The sequence below is a fragment of the Xanthomonas albilineans genome, assembly GCF_002939705.1.
GTDB classification, from domain to species: Bacteria; Pseudomonadota; Gammaproteobacteria; order Xanthomonadales; family Xanthomonadaceae; genus Xanthomonas_A; species Xanthomonas_A albilineans.
In genome coordinates this window covers 16,596-32,337 of sequence record NZ_MDCB01000003.1, presented here as the reverse complement: position 1 = coordinate 32,337, position 15,742 = coordinate 16,596, and the positions used below count along the sequence as shown (strand labels likewise).

Sequence of the window (15,742 nt, the reverse complement as noted above, 5' to 3'; positions counted from 1 at the left end):
CGGCTCTCACTCCAACGTGCAGCACACGCTCTAAACTACCCACCTACAGTGCAATGCGGAGCTGGCGAATGGGCGACATCTCTCCCGGGGCAACCGGGCAGCGCGGCAAGCGGTTCCCCGATGCGGCCACGGCGCTGGCCGATGTGGTGGCGGATGGTCAAACCTTGGCGGTCGGCGGGTTCGGTCTGTGCGGTATCCCCGAGGCATTGATTGCCGCATTGCGTGATAGCGGCGTGTGTGGACTCACGGTGATCTCCAATAACGCGGGTGTCGACGGTTTCGGCCTTGGCCAACTGCTGGCCACCCGGCAGATCCGCAAGATGATCTCGTCCTATGTCGGCGAGAACAAGGAATTCGAACGCCAATACCTGGCGGGCGAGCTGGAGTTGGAATTCAATCCCCAAGGAACCCTGGCCGAGCGCCTACGTGCTGGTGGTGCCGGCATCCCCGCGTTCTTCACCGCCACCGGCTTCGGCACCGTGGTTGCCGAAGGCAAGGAGACGCGCGAATTCGACGGCAAGCACTACGTGCTGGAAACCGCGCTGCGTGCCGACGTGGCCTTGGTCAAGGCGTGGAAGGCCGATGCCGCCGGTAACCTGGTGTTCCGCAAGACCGCGCGCAACTTCAATCCGGCCTGTGCCATGGCGGGCAAGGTCTGCATCGTCGAGGTAGAGCAGGTGGTGGAGACCGGCAGCATCGATCCCGATCAGGTGCATCTGCCGGGCATCTATGTGGATCGCATCGTGCACAACCCGTATCCGGAAAAACGCATCGAACAGCGCACCCTGCGCCAGAAGGAGGCATGACATGGCCTGGACCCGCGACGACATGGCGCAGCGTGCCGCCCGCGAACTCACCGACGGTGCCTACGTGAACCTGGGGATCGGCCTGCCGACGCTGGTCGCCAACCATATCCCCGAGGACATGGACGTGTGGTTGCAATCGGAGAACGGTTTACTCGGCATCGGCCCGTTCCCGAGCGAGGACGAAGTGGATGCGGACCTGATCAATGCGGGCAAGCAAACGGTCACGGCACGCGCCGGCGCCAGTTATTTCGGCAGCCACGATTCCTTCGCGATGATTCGTGGCGGCCATATCGACCTGGCGATCCTCGGTGCGATGCAGGTCAGCGCGCATGGCGATCTAGCCAACTGGATGGTGCCGGGCAAGATGGTCAAGGGCATGGGCGGGGCGATGGACTTGGTGGCCGGGGTCAAGCGCGTGGTGGTGTTGATGGAACACGTGGCCAAGGATGGCAGCCATAAGATCTTGCCTGCCTGCGACCTGCCGCTGACAGGCGTCGGTGTGGTCGACCGCATCATCACCGACCTGGCAGTGTTCGATGTGACGGCGGATGGATTGGTGTTGGTGGAGATCGCCGAGGGTGTGGACGAATCCGAGTTGGTTGCCAAGACTGGGGTGCCGTTCCGGCGCTGAATTAACGGCTAGGTTGTGCGTAGGGATAGGCGGAGGCGGAGGCGCTCCTGCCGCCCGTGTCGGCCTCCGCCAGACGATAGCCCGCATGCCGCACCACGGCGCCAAACGCGCGCTCCAGTGCATGCGCAAGTGTCCCGTCGGTTTGTGCTTGCTCGGGCTGGAAATCATCGGGTGACAGATGCGCGTCCAGCACCGGGCGCAGCGCCTGCAGGCGTGCCCAGAACATCGTGCCTGCGGGAAATCGCAAATCTTCGCCGCGGGTGGCGATGCCAAGGCGCGCGGCCAGGAAATCCAATTCGTCGGCATTGCTGCCGAGATAGGTTTCCAGTGGAAGCAGGTGCCCGCGCGGGGCGAGCAGGCCGAGGTCGGGCTGTTCCAGGAACTTGTGGATGCAGGTTTCCGGCCCGTCGTCAGGGGGCGACAGACTCGCCAGCAGTTCCGCCGCCCAGCGCTCGCCATCGTGGCGATGCAGTGATCGCTTGGTGTGCAGTTTCAGCACGAGGTCCACGCCCTCGTTGCACAGGCGGTCGGCCTCGTGCAGGAATGGCAACACGTCGCGCCCACGGTTGGGATGCACCCGCAGTTCGGAGGCAAGGCCATGGGATGCCATGACCGATGCGCTGGCATCGGCATGTGCCGCGTCTGTGGTGACGATGATCCGTGGTGGTTGCGGCCAGCGTGCAAGCGCGGCGGCGATGGCCGCTAGCGCTTCGATGTACCATACGTGCACCACGACGGCGATGCGCGGTGTGGGGTTGGGGGAGGGCCGCAACAACGCATTGCGGGTTTGCTCCAGCCATGCGTGCCCAAGCCGTTGGTCCGGTTCCAGCACCGCGCCCTCCGCCCATTCGTTCCACGCGTTGATGAATACGATGCGGTGCGGTGGCGCGACATCGGCCAGGCGTTCGTGGATGGTGCGGCGCAGCCAGTCGCCGTAGCCGCGTGGCGATGCATGCAGCAACACCTGGCCACGACCGGAGCGACGTGGTTCGTTGTCCCAACCCGGATTGACCCCCGGGTACAGCCGGTATGGCGGCAACGGGCGTACGGCGGCGGCGTTGGCGAGCGTGCGCCAGTCCAGCACAGAGCCGCAATAGTGCGGATTGATCAGTGTTTGCCGTGCCGATATCGAGGCTGCCCCGCTCAGGTTGGGTGGGAATTCCACTGCCGCATCGAAACCCATTTCAGTTGGGTCGGTGCGTTCGAATCCCTGCACGTAGGCCAGATGAATTTCGCCCACATCGTGCGCCTGGCACCACTGGCGCCAACGTGCGGCCGTCGCCGCGGGATCGGGCATCAGATGCGGGCGATACACCAGCAGCATGGGTTTGCCGTCAACGCGTAGATAGCGGCGGTCGCGCAGGTAGGGCGCAATATGTGCGATGAAAGCTAGATCGTCTTCGGCGCTGTGTTGCTGGGCGATGAGCACGTCGTGGTCGCGTCCGTCCCAGCGCCGGCTCCAGTTTTCGTTGGCCCAGCACAGGCAGAACGGAAGCGTGATGTGTGCGTCGTCGAGCCACTGCCGCAGCGGCTGTTCCATCAGCGTTTTTCCGGCGAACCAATAGAAGTAGAAGCAGAACGCGCCGACGCCATATTCGGCCGCCAGGCGTGCCTGTTCGCGCATCACGCTGACATGGCGCAGGTCATAGAAACCCAGATCGGCCGGCAGTCGCGGCTGAGCATGTCCCTCGAATTGTGGTAAGGCGCGGGTGACATTGCGCCATTCGGTGAAGCCTTTTCCCCACCACTGCTCGTTCTCTGCGAACGGGTGGAACTGCGGCAGATAGAACGCCACCAGGGTGGCCGGTGGCACTGTCGGCAATGTCTGTTGCTGGTACGGCACGTAACCGATGGCGGGCTGGTCGCTGCTGACCCTGGGGCGGCGCACGCCGCCCCAGCCCAGGCGTCCGCGTGGTGGCGGTGGCGCCCAATCGGCATAACGGCGCAGAAAGGCGCTGCGCCAGCGATCACGGATACTTTCATGCAGCGGCAGCAGTCGGAACGCCGTGCGCAGCGCCGCATACAGTGCCGCGCGGACCGGCTGGGGAAAGGTCCTCATTGGCGGCTCACAAATTCTGGTAATTCGGGCCAGATCCGCCTTCCGGCGTGACCCAGTCGATGATCGCGTAGGGGTCCTTGATGTCGCAGGTTTTGCAGTGCACGCAGTTGGCGGCATTGATCTGCAAACGCTTGCCGGCCGCGTCGTCGACGATCTCGTACACCGATGCTGGACAGAAGCGCGTGCAGGGGTTGCCGTATTCCTCGGTGCAGCGGGTGACGCAAATCTGTGGGTCACGCACGCGCAGGTGCACGGGCTGATCCTCCTCGTGCTCGGTGGCGGCGAAGTACACGCCCTGCAGGCGATCGCGTGGGGCCAGTTCGCGTTGCACGTAATCGCGCTTGGGCTGGGTGTGTTCATCCAGTCTGTTCATTGTCTTCCAGTCGGCAACCACCTTGAGCGTCCATGGCGATGCGCCCTTGACCAGTGTTTCCCAGGCCGCGTTGAACAAGCCGAACCACAGGCCCTTCTTGAAACCCGGCTTGATGTTGCGCACCTGGCACAGTTCGGCCATCACCTGCGAGCTGCGCAATCTGGCGTCGAAGCCGATCGGATCCAACGTCGCACTGCTGGCCAGGTGTTCGGCGGCAAGCATGCCGCTGCGGATTGCCTGGTGGGTGCCCTTGATCTTGGGCACGTTGAGTAGCCCGGCGGTATCGCCGATCAGCAGCGCGCCGGGCATTTCCACCTTCGGCAGCGATTGCCAGCCGCCGCTGGCGATGGCGCGCGCGCCAGCCGACACAATGGTGCCGCCTTCCAGCAACGGTCTTATCATGGGGTGGTTCTTCCACTGCTGAAAGGCTTCCCACGGCTGGTATGCGGGATCGCGGTAATCCAGGCCGCTGACGTAACCCAGCGCCACCTGATCGTGTTCCAGGTGATACAGGAAGCTGCCGCCGTAGGTCGTGTTGTCAGCCGGCCAGCCCAGGGTGTGCACGATCTTGCCTGGGGTGACGCGGCCTGCCGGGAGTTGCCAAAGCTCCTTGATGCCGATCGAAAACGCTTGTGGGTCGTGACCGGCGTCGAGTGTGAAGCGCTGGATCAGGCGCTTGGTCAGATGCCCGCGCGCACCTTCGGCCAGCACCGTGACCTTGGCGTGGATGTCGATACCGGGGGTGTAGCCGGGTTTGTGCGTGCCGTCCTTGGCCACGCCCATGTCGCCGATACGCACGCCGATGACGCTGCCGTCATCGGCGTGCAGTGTGTCGGCGGCAGCGAAGCCAGGATAGATCTCCACTCCCAGCGCTTCGGCCTGCGGCGCCAGCCACGCGCATAGCGCGCCGAGGCTGACGATGAAGTTGCCGTGGTTGCGCATGCCCGGCGGCACGATCGGGAATTTGTGTGCGCGGTCTTTGCTCAGGTACCACAACTCGTCTTCGCCGGCCTGCACGCAGATCGGCGGTGGCGCATTGCGCCAGCCCGGTAGCAGCGCGTCCAGCGGCGCCGGTTCGATCACCGCGCCTGACAGGATCTGCGCGCCCACGGTGCTGGCCTTCTCGATCACGCAAACCGAAATGTCGGGATTGAGTTGTTTGAGCCGAATGGCGAATGCCAGCCCGGCCGGGCCTGCGCCGACGGTGACCACGTCGTACTCCATGACGTCGCGTTCCACCGGCTCCGACGCACTGGTGTCGCCCTGCGTTCCCGTCATCGTGTGTTGCTCCCGCTCGCGTGTTCTGGCGACCCGCATTTTCAGTCTTTGTGCGTGAAGGGGCAAATGGCCAACGCCTGCGGCTGCCTGGGCGCGACGTGTTAGCGTGGTGCGATGGAACTGCACTTGCCAGGCGCCGATATCCGTTGGTTGCCCGATTGGCTGGCGCCGGCGCAAGCCGCGCTGCTATTCGCGCAGCTCCGGGCGGAGGTGAGTTGGGAGGTGCATCGCATCCGCCTGTTCGGGCGGATGGTGGATTCGCCACGGTTGAGTTGCTGGATCGGCGATCCGGAAGCGAGCTACCGCTATTCGGGCACCCGCTTCGCGCCGCACCCATGGCCCTCGGTGTTGTTGCCATTGCGCGAACGGCTGACCGCAGAAACCGGGGTGGACTTCAACAGTGTGCTCGCCAACCGCTATCGCAATGGCTGCGACGCGATGGGGTGGCATAGCGACGACGAAAAGGAACTCGGTCCGAATCCGTTGATCGCTTCGTTGAGTCTGGGGGCGTCGCGCCGTTTTGTGTTGCGCCATCGCAGCGAGCCGACGTTGCGTCGGGCGCTGGAGTTGAGTTCGGGCGGATTGCTGCTCATGGGCGGGGACACTCAGCGCCTGTACCGGCATGCCTTGCCGCGTACTGCCAGGCCGGTCGGCGAGCGGATCAACCTGACGTTCCGCACGATCACCGCCGTGTAGGCGGCGCCACAGTGCTCGCTGCATCGGCCTGACCCTGTTGCAAGGTCCAGCCAACCACCGCGCGGCTCAACTGCGACAGCGCCTGGCCGAAGGCGTCGACCACCTGTGCTTCGGTGGTGCCCCCAGCGGTTTGCGTCACCAGGAACGTGTGCGATGAGACCACGCGCTGGTCGACAGTGTGCAGCAGCTTGGCATTGAGTTCGATCGTGGCCGCGGGAACATCGTGCCCGGCGTAATCCGATTCGAAACGGCGCAGGTCCAGCAAAAGTTTGTAGTCGGCGCCGATACCCGTGCCGAGCCGGGCCACACCGGGGATGCGGCCGGAATCCTCGAACGCGCGCAGCAAGGTGTCTTCGAACATGTCGGTGGCGGGCTGCGCCCAACTCACCCCGCTGTAGACCTGTAATTCGTCGGGCGTGGGGCGCACCGCGATACGTGGGCTGTCGATCATGCGCGTGGCGCTGGGTTTTGTCAGTGCCAGTTGCCAGGTCACCTGCGGCCATGCCGGATCCGGAGTCACCCGCGCATCGGGTGCATAGATCGTGGCCGATTCCTTGTTGCCGCCAGCCAGTGAACAACCGGCGAGCAGCAGGGCCTGAGCGGTGAGCAACAAAAAGGTGCGCATCGGCTTCATTTGGGCTTGAACTCCTTGGGGGTATCGCGACCAAGCAGGTAGCGCGCCGGGTTTTTCTCCAGGCGGTCGCTGACTTGGCGCAGGTCGCGGATTAGGCTACGCAACTCGGTCAGGGTCGGACCGAGTTGGCCCAGGCCGTCGTTGGCGAAGCTGTTGATGGCCGAGCGGTTCTCGCCCAGGATTTTGTCGGCATTGCCGGCGGCCGAATCCAGCTTGCTCAGCGTGTCTTCCAGCTTGTTCAATAGCGGCGGCAATTGCTTGACCAGATTTTGGTCCAGGTGCTGGATGGTGCCGTTGGCGGTATTGAGTGTGGCATCGAGGTGACGTGTGGCATCGCGTGCGCTGAGGATCAGCGATTGCACGCCGTTGTCGCGGTCGGCCAGTGCGCCACTGATTTTCTCCAGGTTGTGCAGCGTCGCGGTGATGCTGGCCACGTTACTTTTGCTGAGCAATTCGTCCAGGCGTTCGACGATTTGGTTGGCGGTATCGGTGATGTTCTGCAGCGCCGAGGGCGTGGTCTGGATGATCGGCGCGTCGCTGTTGTCGATCGCGGTCAACTTCGGCGCCTCGGGAGCACCCCCGGAAAGTTGGATGATCGTTGGGCCGGTCAGGCTGGTGATGCCCAGATTGGCGCGGGTGTCGCTCTTGATCGGCGTGGTCGAGTTCACTCGGATGCGTGCCACGACCTGGCGTGGGTCGTTCGGTGCCAGGGTCAATTCGGTGATCGAGCCGACCGCGATGCCGTTGTATTGCACCGGGCTGCCCACCGATAGACCGGTCACCGCTTCGCGAAATACCACCCGGTATTCCTGCCAAGTGCGGTCGGAGGAGTATTTGGCGGCCCACAGCCCGAACAGCAGCAGCGCGATCCCCGTCACGATGGTGAAGGCGCCGATCAGGACGTAATTGGCTTTGGTTTCCATGACTCAGGTGTTCTCGATCCAGGTGGTTTTGGCATCGCGCGCGGCGCGGGCACGGGGGCCGTGGAAATAGTCCTGGATCCACGGGTGGTCCACTTGCTCGATCTCGGCCAGTGGCGCGTTGGCGATGACTTTGCCACCGGCCAACACCGCGACGCGGTCGCAGATCGCGTACAAGGTGTCCAGATCGTGAGTGATCAGGAAGACGGTCAGACCCAGCGCTTCTTGCAGGGTGCGGATCAGGCGGTCGAACGCCGCCGCGCCGATCGGGTCCAGGCCGGCGGTGGGTTCGTCGAGGAATAACAGGGGCGGGTCGAGTGCCAGCGCGCGTGCCAGTCCGGCGCGTTTGCGCATGCCGCCGGACAATTGCGAGGGGAGCTTGTTTAGCGCATCGGCGGGCAGGCCGGCCAATTTCACCTTGAGCAGCGCCAGTTCGTAGTGCCAGCTGTCGGGCAGTTCGGCAAAATGTTCCTTGAGCGGCACTTGTACGTTCTCGCCCACGCTCAGCGAGGAGAACAACGCGCCATCCTGGAACAGCACGCCGGTGTTGCGCTCCACGTGCAACCGGTCTTCGCGGCGACCGGAGTCGGTGTCCACGCCAAGGACGCGGATCGTGCCAGCGTCGGCTTGGCGCAGACCGAGGATGGTGCGCATCAATACCGATTTGCCGGTGCCCGAGCCGCCGACGACGCCGAGGATCTCGCCGCGGCGCACGTCCAGATCCAGTGCTTCGTGCACGGTCTGGTTGCCGAAACGGTTGACTAGCCCGCGCACCGAGATCGCGAATGTCTCGGCTGCCTCGGGGGAGCGGAGATCGGTCAAGGTCCGCACTCCCGGTCAGGCGCCCGAGTGGGCGCGTGCGGCATACAGTTGCGGTTTTCGCTGTCCAATGCGGTCTTCATCATCACCATCCCATCTTCATGAACCACAGCGCGGCGATCGCGTCGATGATGATCACCAGTGAGATGGTCTGTACCACGCTTGAGGTGGTGCGTTCGCCGACCGATTGCGCGGTCCCTTCCACGCGTAGCCCTTCCAGGCAGCCGATCAGGCCAATCGCGATTGCGAAGATCGGCGCTTTGGCCAGACCGACCAGCATGTGCCGAATCTGGATGGTGTCGTGCATGCGCGCCAGGTACATCTGCGGCGGAATGCCCAGGTCGAACGCACCCACGGTGACGCCGCCGGCCAGGCCGGCAATCATTGCCACGAAGGTCAGCAGCGGCAGCATCAGCAGCAGTGCCAGCAGCCGTGGGATCACCAGCAGGTCCATCGGGTCCAGCCCCAGGGTCTGGATTGCGTCGATCTCCTCGCGCGCTTTCATGGCGCCGATCTGTGCGGTGAATGCGCTGGCAGTGCGTCCGGCCAGCACGATGGCGGTCAACAGCACCGCGAATTCGCGTAGGAATGCGATGCTGACCAGTTCCACCACGTAGATCTCGGCGCCGAAGTCGCGCAGGACAGTAGAGCCCAGAAACGCAATCACCGCGCCGACCAGATAGGACAGCAAGGCCACCAGCGGCACCGCGTCCAGGCCGACCTGTTCCATGTGGTGGACGGTGGAGGTGAGCCGGAAACGTCGCGGTGCATGCATCAGGCGCATTAACTTGACCAGGGTTTCGCCGAGGAAACCGACCAGTGCGACGATTTCCTTGCCGTTGCGATGCACGGTATAGCCAAGGCGTTCCAGTGCCGCGGCAAAGCCGTAATCGCGCTTGCGCTTGGGGCGGTCGTCGGCGACGTCCTCGATGGTCGAAACCAGTGCGCGGTGATCCTGGCGGAAATCCAACGATTCCTGGGCGATGCCGTTGCGGGTTGCGTAACGGATCAGCTGTAACACACCGGCCGAGTCCAATTGAGCGATGCCGCTGGCGTCGATGCCGGTGGTGCCCGCTGGCATGCTGCGCAGTACCTCGGACGCGACCAAGGCGGTGGAAAGAGTCCAACTGCCGGTCAGCCGCACCCGCGAGGGGTCTCGGTCGTCTTGGCGGAATTGGGGGGGCTGTGATTCGATCATGTGGACGTCAGTTTCGCGAGCATACCTGTTTCCCCTTCGGCGCAATGTGGTCGGTCGTACGCGACAGGTGGCTGGGGGCGGTGTTCGCGTCATACTAGCCGCCATGCCCGCCCCTCCCCCGCTCATCAGCCCGTCCGCCAACGCGACCTACGCGCAGCGCATCGCCTTCGTCTCCGAGATCGCCGGGCGCCTGCACACCTACGGCACCACGGCGCAGCGGCTGGAGGCGGCAGTGGTGGCGCTGTCGCAGCAATTGGACCTGGACTGTGAGCCCTGGTCCAACCCCACCGGCCTGATCCTCAGTTTCAGCGACCCCACCAAGGCGATCGGCTCCAGCGATATCACCCGTGTGGTACGTCTGGCGCCGGGCGACAACGACCTGCACAAGCTCAGCGTTGCCGACCGCATCGCCGACGACGTGGCCTGCGGGCGGATGAGCGTGGCGCAGGGCCATACCGCGCTGCGCCAGTTGGACCAGCCGCCGGGGCGGCGCTGGATGGCGATGCAGGTGCTCGGCTTCGGCTTAGCCGCCGGCAGTGTGGCCGGGTTATGGCGGCTGCCATGGCTGGACATTGCCACCGCTGCGGTGACTGGTCTGTTGATCGGTCTGCTCAGCCATTTCACCGACAAGCGGGCTGCGACCCGGGAGGCTCATGACGCGCTGGCGGCACTGCTGGCCGGTTCCGTTGCAACTCTCGTGTCGGCCTTTATCGCGCCGCTCAATCTCAATACGGTGATTATCGCCGCGCTGGTGGTATTACTGCCTGGGATGGCGCTGACCAACGCCGTCAACGAATTGACCAGCCAGCATTGGGGCTCGGGCACGGCGCGTTTTGCCGGTGCGGTCACTACGGTGGTCAAGCTGGCCGTGGGCGCGGTGAGCGCGGTGACGCTGGCGCAGTTGCTCGGCCTGCATCCGATGGTGCGGGCCTTGCGGCCCCAGCCTGACTGGGTGGAGTGCGCTTCGCTGCTGGTCGCGGCGTATGCGTTCGCGTTGTTGTTCAAGGCTAGCGCTCGCGATTATCCGTATGCGATGGCGGCGTCGGTGACCAGTTATGCCATCGCGCGCTTTGCTGGGGATGCCTGGGGTAGTCCGGTTGGCATCTTCATGTCGGCGATGCTGCTGACTGCCGCCGGCAATTTGTTTGGACATCTACTGCACCGACCGGGTGCGTTGATCCGATTGCCGGGCATCATCATGCTGGTCCCGGGGAGTGCCAGCTTGCGTGGGTTGCTCGCTCTGGTCCAGCATCAGGACGTACTCGGTGGGAGGTCGGCATTGTTGACCGTGACCAATATCGTGATGGCGCTGGTCGGTGGCCTGTTGTTCGGCAATCTGCTCGTGCCGGCGCGCAAGAATTTATAGCGCGTGTTACGTGCTCGGCAGTGAGTGCGTCGCCGCCTGGAGCGCGTCGAGACAAAGCGCTCAATACCAGCTTCGCACCGCTTACGACCAACGGACCTGATTTCGAAGTACATCGCGCGATCCAGCCTGCCGCCGCATCGGTGAGGCAATAAAAAACGCCGGCATACGCCGGCGTTTCCGATTGGTCGGTCATTCCCGACTCAAGCTTTTTTAGCAGCGGCCCTGCCTGCTTTCTTGACGATACGCTTGCCAGTCTTCTTGGTGCCTTTCTTGGCCGCAGCGGACTTGGCAGCGGCGCCGGCGATCAGGAAATCTTCGACCTTTTTCCCTTTGGCTACGAGATCGGCCAGCCAGCGCGGCTGCTTGCCGCGGCCGGTCCAGGTTTCGCTGGCATTGGCCGGGTTGCGATATTTCGGCGGCACCTTGCCCAGCTTGCGGCCCGGCTTCGGCCCCGGCTTGCTGACCTTCAGACCGCGCGTTCCGGTCGTGGCGGCGCCAGCGAAAATCTCATCGAGGTTGTAACCGTGGCTCTTCGCCAGCCGCGCCAACTGGGCGCGGACCTTGATGATAGGCGTGCGCTTGGCGACGATGGATTGTTGTTTCTTGGCGGTCTTGATGAGCGCGCCCAACTGCTTGGCCGACAGGCCGCTTAGATCGATGGTCATTTTTTCTCCGGAAATATATGGGGATAGCCTATTCGCCATTCCCTGGCTAGGCTCGAATCATAATCATGCTTTATCCAATTGACAAATACCCCGGTTATTCGTGTGAGCAGTCATTGCCCGATCGGGGCGATGTGATCGGCTTATCCTGTGATACCCATCGTATTCAATCGCCTTATCCACTAGTCCGGATCCGGCCGCGATGCAGTGGTTTGATCGTGGTTTGATCGTCGTGGCGTGAAGGACGGGCAAGGGAAAAGGCCGGGATATATTCCCGGCCCATCTTGTTCATGCCCGCAGCTTTGCCAGCAAGGCGGTATGATTCAGGCTTTCCGGGTCCCCGCCGCTGCGTGCGCGATATTCGAAGGTGCCAGCGGCCAGCCCGCGTTCTGAGACCACGACCCGGTGTGGAATGCCGATCAGTTCTATATCGGCGAACATGGTTCCGGCGCGCAGGCCGCGGTCGTCGAGTATTGCGTCCAGTCCGGCTTGCTGAAGGTCGGCCAACAAGGCGTCGCCGGCGGCGTCGATGGCGGGATCGTGCTTGGGGTTGATCACGCAGATCGCCACTGCCCACGGCGCCATTGGCTGCGGCCAGCGGATTCCCGCCGCGTCGTGGTTCTGCTCGATCGCCGCAGCGACGATGCGGGAAATGCCGATGCCGTAGCAGCCCATCGCCATCGCCACGGTTTTGCCGTTCTCGTCCAGCACGGTGGCGTCCAGTGCCTGCGCATACTGCCGGCCGAGTTGGAATACGTGGCCCACCTCGATGCCGCGGGCCAGGCGGATTTCGCCACCATCCTGGGCGCGTTCGCCTTCCACCACGTTGCGCAGATCGGCGACGGTGTCCGGTTCCGGCAGATCGCGGCCCCAGTTCACCCCGGTCAGATGGAAGCCGATTGCGTTGGCGCCGACGACGAAATCGGCCATCGCCGCCACGTCGCGGTCAGCGATTACACGGATCGGCTGCTGTGGATCCACGGGGCCGAGGAAGCCCGGCTCGCTGCCCAGGTGCGCGCGAATCTCGGCCTCGTTGGCCATGCGGTAGCCGGCCAGGCCGGGGACTTTACCCAGTTTGATCTCGTTCACTGCATGGTCGCCGCGCACCAGCGCCAGCACGAACACATCGCCGGCCATCACCGCCACCGATTTGACCGTGCGCTGCAATGGAATGCCGAGCAACTGCGCGACCTCCTCGCAAGTTTTTTGCGTGGGCGTGGCGACTTTGCGCAGTGTCTCGCTGGCCGCCGCGCGTGGCGGCGGCGTGGCGGCGATGGCGGCCTCCACATTGGCCGCGTAGTCCGAGCCGGTGGAGAACGCCAACGAATCCTCGCCGGAATCGGCCAGGACGTGGAATTCCTGCGAGGCATCGCCGCCGATGTCGCCGGAGTCGGCTTGCACTGCGCGGAACTGCAAGCCCAGGCGGGTAAAAATGCGGTGGTAGGCCGCTTTCATGTTTTCGTATTCGCGTGCCAGATCTGTGTCGCTCAGATGGAACGAATAGGCGTCCTTCATCAGAAATTCGCGCGCGCGCATGACCCCGAAGCGCGGCCGGATCTCGTCGCGGAATTTGCTCTGTATCTGGTAGAAATTGACCGGTAGCTGTTTGTAGCTGTTCAGTTCATGGCGCGCGAAATCGGCGGCGGCTTCCTCGGCGGTGGGGCTATAGCAATAATCTTGTTCCTTGCGGTCGCGTATCCGTAGCATCAAGTCGCCGAATTTTTTCCAGCGTCCGGTCGCGTCCCACAGTTCGCGTGGCTGGATGGTCGGGAACACCACCTCCAGGGCGCCGGCGCGGTTCATTTCCTCGCGCACCACCGTCTCCACCTTGCGCAGCACGCGCAGGCCCAGCGGCGACCACGTGTACAGGCCAGAGGCGAGCTTGCGGATCATGCCGGCGCGTAGCATCAGTCGATGGCTGACCAATTCGGCGTCGGCGGGGGTTTCCTTGGTGGTATGCAGGTGAAACTGGGAAAGGCGCATCGAGGGGGCTTCGCTAGCGGCGGGCGCCCATTTTGCCAGTCATTGCGCGCGCTGCGGGTGGGGCGAGCGGCCCACGCTACGCTGCCGTGGTGCGCGGCTTCACTTGCCCGCGGGGGCCGGCGTGCAGTAGGCCTTGATCGCAGCTTCGGCCAGGGCCTTCTGCGTGGCCCGCTGGGATTCGTCCAGTTCCCCGTCCGGCTTGCCATCGCCCTTGCTATCGGTGGTGATCTTGCCTGGTTTGTTGAGGATGTCCAGGTTCTTGCGCGCGATTAGGCAGTTGGAGTTCTCGGCTGGGCCAGCGGCCTGGGGATCGGCTGAGGTATCGCCGTGGGCGTCGATCCGTCGCTCTTGGTACTTGACGCCTGGAGGTGGCGTCTCCGCATAGTGGGTGACACCCTGCGCGTCCTTCCATTGATACAACGTGGTGGCGCCGAGCATGCCACTGGCGGCGAACAGGGGCAGGCAGCAAAAAAACCGGGGCAGGGCGCGCATCGTGGTCTCCAGGGCGCGGCGGCGAAGTGCCGATTGCAGCATTCGCCGACTCGCCTGGCAAGTCGATTAAACTGCGCGAATGGATCACACCCGACCGCCTCCTCGTTCGCGCGCCATTTATTTGTTGCCGAACCTGTTCACCACCGCCGGCCTGTTTTCCGGTTTTTACGCCATTATTGCTGCGGCCAATGGCGACTTCGTGCCTGCCAGCGTGGCGGTATTCGTGGCCGCGGTGATGGACGGGCTGGACGGACGGGTGGCGCGGTTGACCGGCACCAGCAGCGAGTTCGGCGTGCAGTACGATTCGCTGGCGGACCTGGTCAGCTTCGGTATGGCCCCGGCGCTGGTGATGTACCACTGGTCGCTGTCGGCGCTGAAGTTCGATGGCGGCATGATGGGGCGACTCGGCTGGTCGGCGGCGTTCTTGTATGCCGCTTGTGCGGCATTGCGACTGGCGCGTTTCAATACCCAGACCGGTACCGTCGATAAGCGCTGGTTCGTGGGCTTGGCCAGTCCGGCTGCGGCAGGGTTGATGATGGCGTTCGTGTGGTCCTTCGCTGACGGTGCGTTGGGCTGGGATGGCGGTCAGCTGCGCTACGTGGCGTTGGGGTTGACCGTGATTGTGGCGTTGCTGATGGTCAGTCGCATCCGCTTCTGGAGTTTCAAGGGCGGTGGCGAGAAGGGCCGGCGTACTGATCGGGTACCGTTTCTGATGCTGGTATTGGCATCGGTGCTGATTGCGGTGTTGGTGATCGACTTGGCGCGCGCGTTGCTGGCGATCGCTGTGCTGTATGCGCTGTCCGGACCTTGTCTGTGGTTGGGGCGGCGCTGGCGCAAGGTGCCGGACGCCGTATGAGCGCCCTGTCCGAACCCGCGCTGTTGTGGTCGGTCGAGCAGGTTGGCTGGCTGCAGGCACTGGGCCATACGCTGTATGTCGGTGCCGATGCCGCGTCCGTCGCGGTGCTGTTGCCGGTGGACGAGCCGCCAGCATCGGTGCTGTCGCCTGCGGCGACGCATGTGCCTTCGCGCTCCGCCACAGACACTCTGGTGCCCGCTGTATCCCAGGAGCGTCGCCGTGCGCCCACGTCGGATGAACTGCCCGAACCGGCCCATGTAGCGCCGACCGCGGGTATCGCCCGTGCCGGCGGGCTGCGCATGCCCGACCGTCTGCAGATCGCACTCTTGCGCGCTTCCAGCCTCAACCCCAACGATCCGGCCACCCAAGCCTTGATGGCCACTTGGCCGCTGGATCAACTGCGTGGCAATCCTGCGGCCAAGCGCGCGCTGTGGCCGCAGTTACGCGCGCTACGCAAGCGGGTACCGCGATGAGCGCGATGGGTTGGCCGTCTTCGTCCGCGGCCAACCTGCGGACGCTGCGCGAGGCCGATCTCGATGGGGTGATGGAGATCGAGCGTCGATCCTATCCCTTCCCCTGGACCCGTGGCATCTTCCGCGATTGCTTGCAGGCGGGCTATCCGGGTTGGGTCCTGACAGAACAAGGCGAAATCGTCGGCTATGGAGTCATCAGTGTCGCCGCCGCCGAGGCGCACATCCTGAATGTCTGCGTGGCGCCGGAGCGGCAGTCGCGCGGCTATGGCCGCCTGTTGTTGCGTGCGTTGATCAAGTATGGCGCCGACCTGGGCGCGCGCCGTGTGTTCCTCGAAGTGCGTCCGTCGAACTCAAACGCGATTGCGCTGTACCACAGCGAGGGTTTCAATGAGATCGGTCGACGCCCGCGCTATTACCCCGCCGCGCACGGTCGCGAGGACGCGGTAGTGATGGCGATCGAGTTGTTCTTTGATGGTATGACCTAATTAAGAGCTGC

The 15,742-nt window shown here is 64.1% G+C and carries 16 protein-coding genes; 7 read left to right on the top strand and 9 right to left on the bottom strand.

Features of this window, described 5'->3' with window-relative positions:
- The first annotated feature begins 68 nt into the window (after positions 1-68).
- Positions 69-806: a CoA transferase subunit A gene (locus XalbCFBP2523_RS03230; RefSeq protein WP_045757021.1), complete on the top strand. Its 738-nt coding sequence runs from the start codon at positions 69-71 to the stop codon at positions 804-806.
- 1 nt (position 807) lies between these two features.
- On the top strand, positions 808-1,437 hold the full coding sequence (locus XalbCFBP2523_RS03225; protein ID WP_045766274.1) for a CoA transferase subunit B: 630 nt from the start codon (positions 808-810) through the stop codon (positions 1,435-1,437).
- A gap of 1 nt (position 1,438) precedes the next feature.
- Here XalbCFBP2523_RS03225 and XalbCFBP2523_RS03220 read toward each other — a convergent pair whose 3' ends face one another.
- Positions 1,439-3,496, bottom strand: a complete 2,058-nt coding sequence (locus XalbCFBP2523_RS03220; protein ID WP_045766273.1) for a glycoside hydrolase family 99-like domain-containing protein — start codon at positions 3,494-3,496, stop codon at positions 1,439-1,441.
- Between the two features lie 7 nt (positions 3,497-3,503).
- The gene (locus XalbCFBP2523_RS03215; RefSeq protein WP_045766272.1) at positions 3,504-5,147 is read right to left on the bottom strand and encodes an electron transfer flavoprotein-ubiquinone oxidoreductase; all 1,644 of its coding nucleotides are present in this window, start codon (positions 5,145-5,147) and stop codon (positions 3,504-3,506) included.
- A gap of 114 nt (positions 5,148-5,261) precedes the next feature.
- On the opposite strand from XalbCFBP2523_RS03215, the gene XalbCFBP2523_RS03210 reads away from it, so the two are divergent.
- Positions 5,262-5,843 (top strand): alpha-ketoglutarate-dependent dioxygenase AlkB family protein, encoded by a 582-nt coding sequence (locus XalbCFBP2523_RS03210; protein WP_045766271.1) that lies wholly within the window; start codon positions 5,262-5,264, stop codon positions 5,841-5,843.
- Here the strand turns inward: XalbCFBP2523_RS03210 and XalbCFBP2523_RS03205 are convergent.
- The 4 genes from XalbCFBP2523_RS03205 to XalbCFBP2523_RS03190 all read right to left on the bottom strand — a co-directional run bounded on the left by XalbCFBP2523_RS03205 (position 5,830) and on the right by XalbCFBP2523_RS03190 (position 9,414).
- A complete protein-coding gene (locus XalbCFBP2523_RS03205; protein WP_012917156.1) occupies positions 5,830-6,477 on the bottom strand; it encodes an ABC-type transport auxiliary lipoprotein family protein in 648 nt (215 codons plus the stop codon). The two genes, XalbCFBP2523_RS03210 and XalbCFBP2523_RS03205, sit on opposite strands and share 14 nt — an antisense overlap.
- Positions 6,474-7,400 carry an MlaD family protein gene (locus tag XalbCFBP2523_RS03200; RefSeq protein ID WP_012917155.1) on the bottom strand — a complete coding sequence of 309 codons (927 nt, stop codon included), beginning with the start codon at positions 7,398-7,400 and terminating at the stop codon, positions 6,474-6,476. The genes XalbCFBP2523_RS03205 and XalbCFBP2523_RS03200 overlap by 4 nt, the downstream gene beginning before the upstream one ends.
- 3 nt (positions 7,401-7,403) lie before the next feature.
- Positions 7,404-8,219 (bottom strand): ABC transporter ATP-binding protein, encoded by an 816-nt coding sequence (locus XalbCFBP2523_RS03195; protein ID WP_045757400.1) that lies wholly within the window; start codon positions 8,217-8,219, stop codon positions 7,404-7,406.
- 82 nt (positions 8,220-8,301) lie between these two features.
- Positions 8,302-9,414, bottom strand: a complete 1,113-nt coding sequence (locus XalbCFBP2523_RS03190; protein WP_045757019.1) for an ABC transporter permease — start codon at positions 9,412-9,414, stop codon at positions 8,302-8,304.
- A gap of 103 nt (positions 9,415-9,517) precedes the next feature.
- On the opposite strand from XalbCFBP2523_RS03190, the gene XalbCFBP2523_RS03185 reads away from it, so the two are divergent.
- Positions 9,518-10,780: a threonine/serine exporter family protein gene (locus XalbCFBP2523_RS03185; RefSeq protein ID WP_045758410.1), complete on the top strand. Its 1,263-nt coding sequence runs from the start codon at positions 9,518-9,520 to the stop codon at positions 10,778-10,780.
- Positions 10,781-10,980: 200 nt separating this feature from the next.
- Here the strand turns inward: XalbCFBP2523_RS03185 and XalbCFBP2523_RS03180 are convergent, their stop codons facing one another.
- From XalbCFBP2523_RS03180 to XalbCFBP2523_RS03170, 3 genes are all read right to left on the bottom strand, one after another.
- Positions 10,981-11,445 (bottom strand): H-NS histone family protein, encoded by a 465-nt coding sequence (locus tag XalbCFBP2523_RS03180; RefSeq protein WP_012917151.1) that lies wholly within the window; start codon positions 11,443-11,445, stop codon positions 10,981-10,983.
- Positions 11,446-11,730: 285 nt separating this feature from the next.
- Positions 11,731-13,425, bottom strand: coding sequence for a proline--tRNA ligase (locus XalbCFBP2523_RS03175; protein WP_012917150.1), 1,695 nt, complete (start codon positions 13,423-13,425; stop codon positions 11,731-11,733).
- A 99-nt stretch (positions 13,426-13,524) separates the two neighbouring features.
- On the bottom strand, positions 13,525-13,917 hold the full coding sequence (locus XalbCFBP2523_RS03170; protein WP_045757399.1) for a DUF4124 domain-containing protein: 393 nt from the start codon (positions 13,915-13,917) through the stop codon (positions 13,525-13,527).
- 79 nt (positions 13,918-13,996) lie between these two features.
- Here XalbCFBP2523_RS03170 and pssA point away from each other — a divergent pair, with 79 nt between their 5' ends.
- Genes pssA through rimI form a run of 3 tightly spaced genes read left to right on the top strand, consistent with a single transcriptional unit; the run spans position 13,997 to position 15,731 of the window.
- Positions 13,997-14,773 (top strand): CDP-diacylglycerol--serine O-phosphatidyltransferase, encoded by a 777-nt coding sequence (pssA, locus tag XalbCFBP2523_RS03165; RefSeq protein ID WP_012917148.1) that lies wholly within the window; start codon positions 13,997-13,999, stop codon positions 14,771-14,773.
- Between the two features lie 5 nt (positions 14,774-14,778).
- Complete coding sequence (locus XalbCFBP2523_RS03160; protein ID WP_045757398.1) at positions 14,779-15,246, top strand: hypothetical protein; 468 nt, start codon at positions 14,779-14,781, stop codon at positions 15,244-15,246.
- On the top strand, positions 15,243-15,731 hold the full coding sequence (gene rimI, locus XalbCFBP2523_RS03155) for a ribosomal protein S18-alanine N-acetyltransferase (RefSeq protein WP_012917146.1): 489 nt from the start codon (positions 15,243-15,245) through the stop codon (positions 15,729-15,731). Before XalbCFBP2523_RS03160 ends, rimI begins: the two co-directional genes overlap by 4 nt.
- The last annotated feature ends 11 nt before the right edge of the window (positions 15,732-15,742 follow it).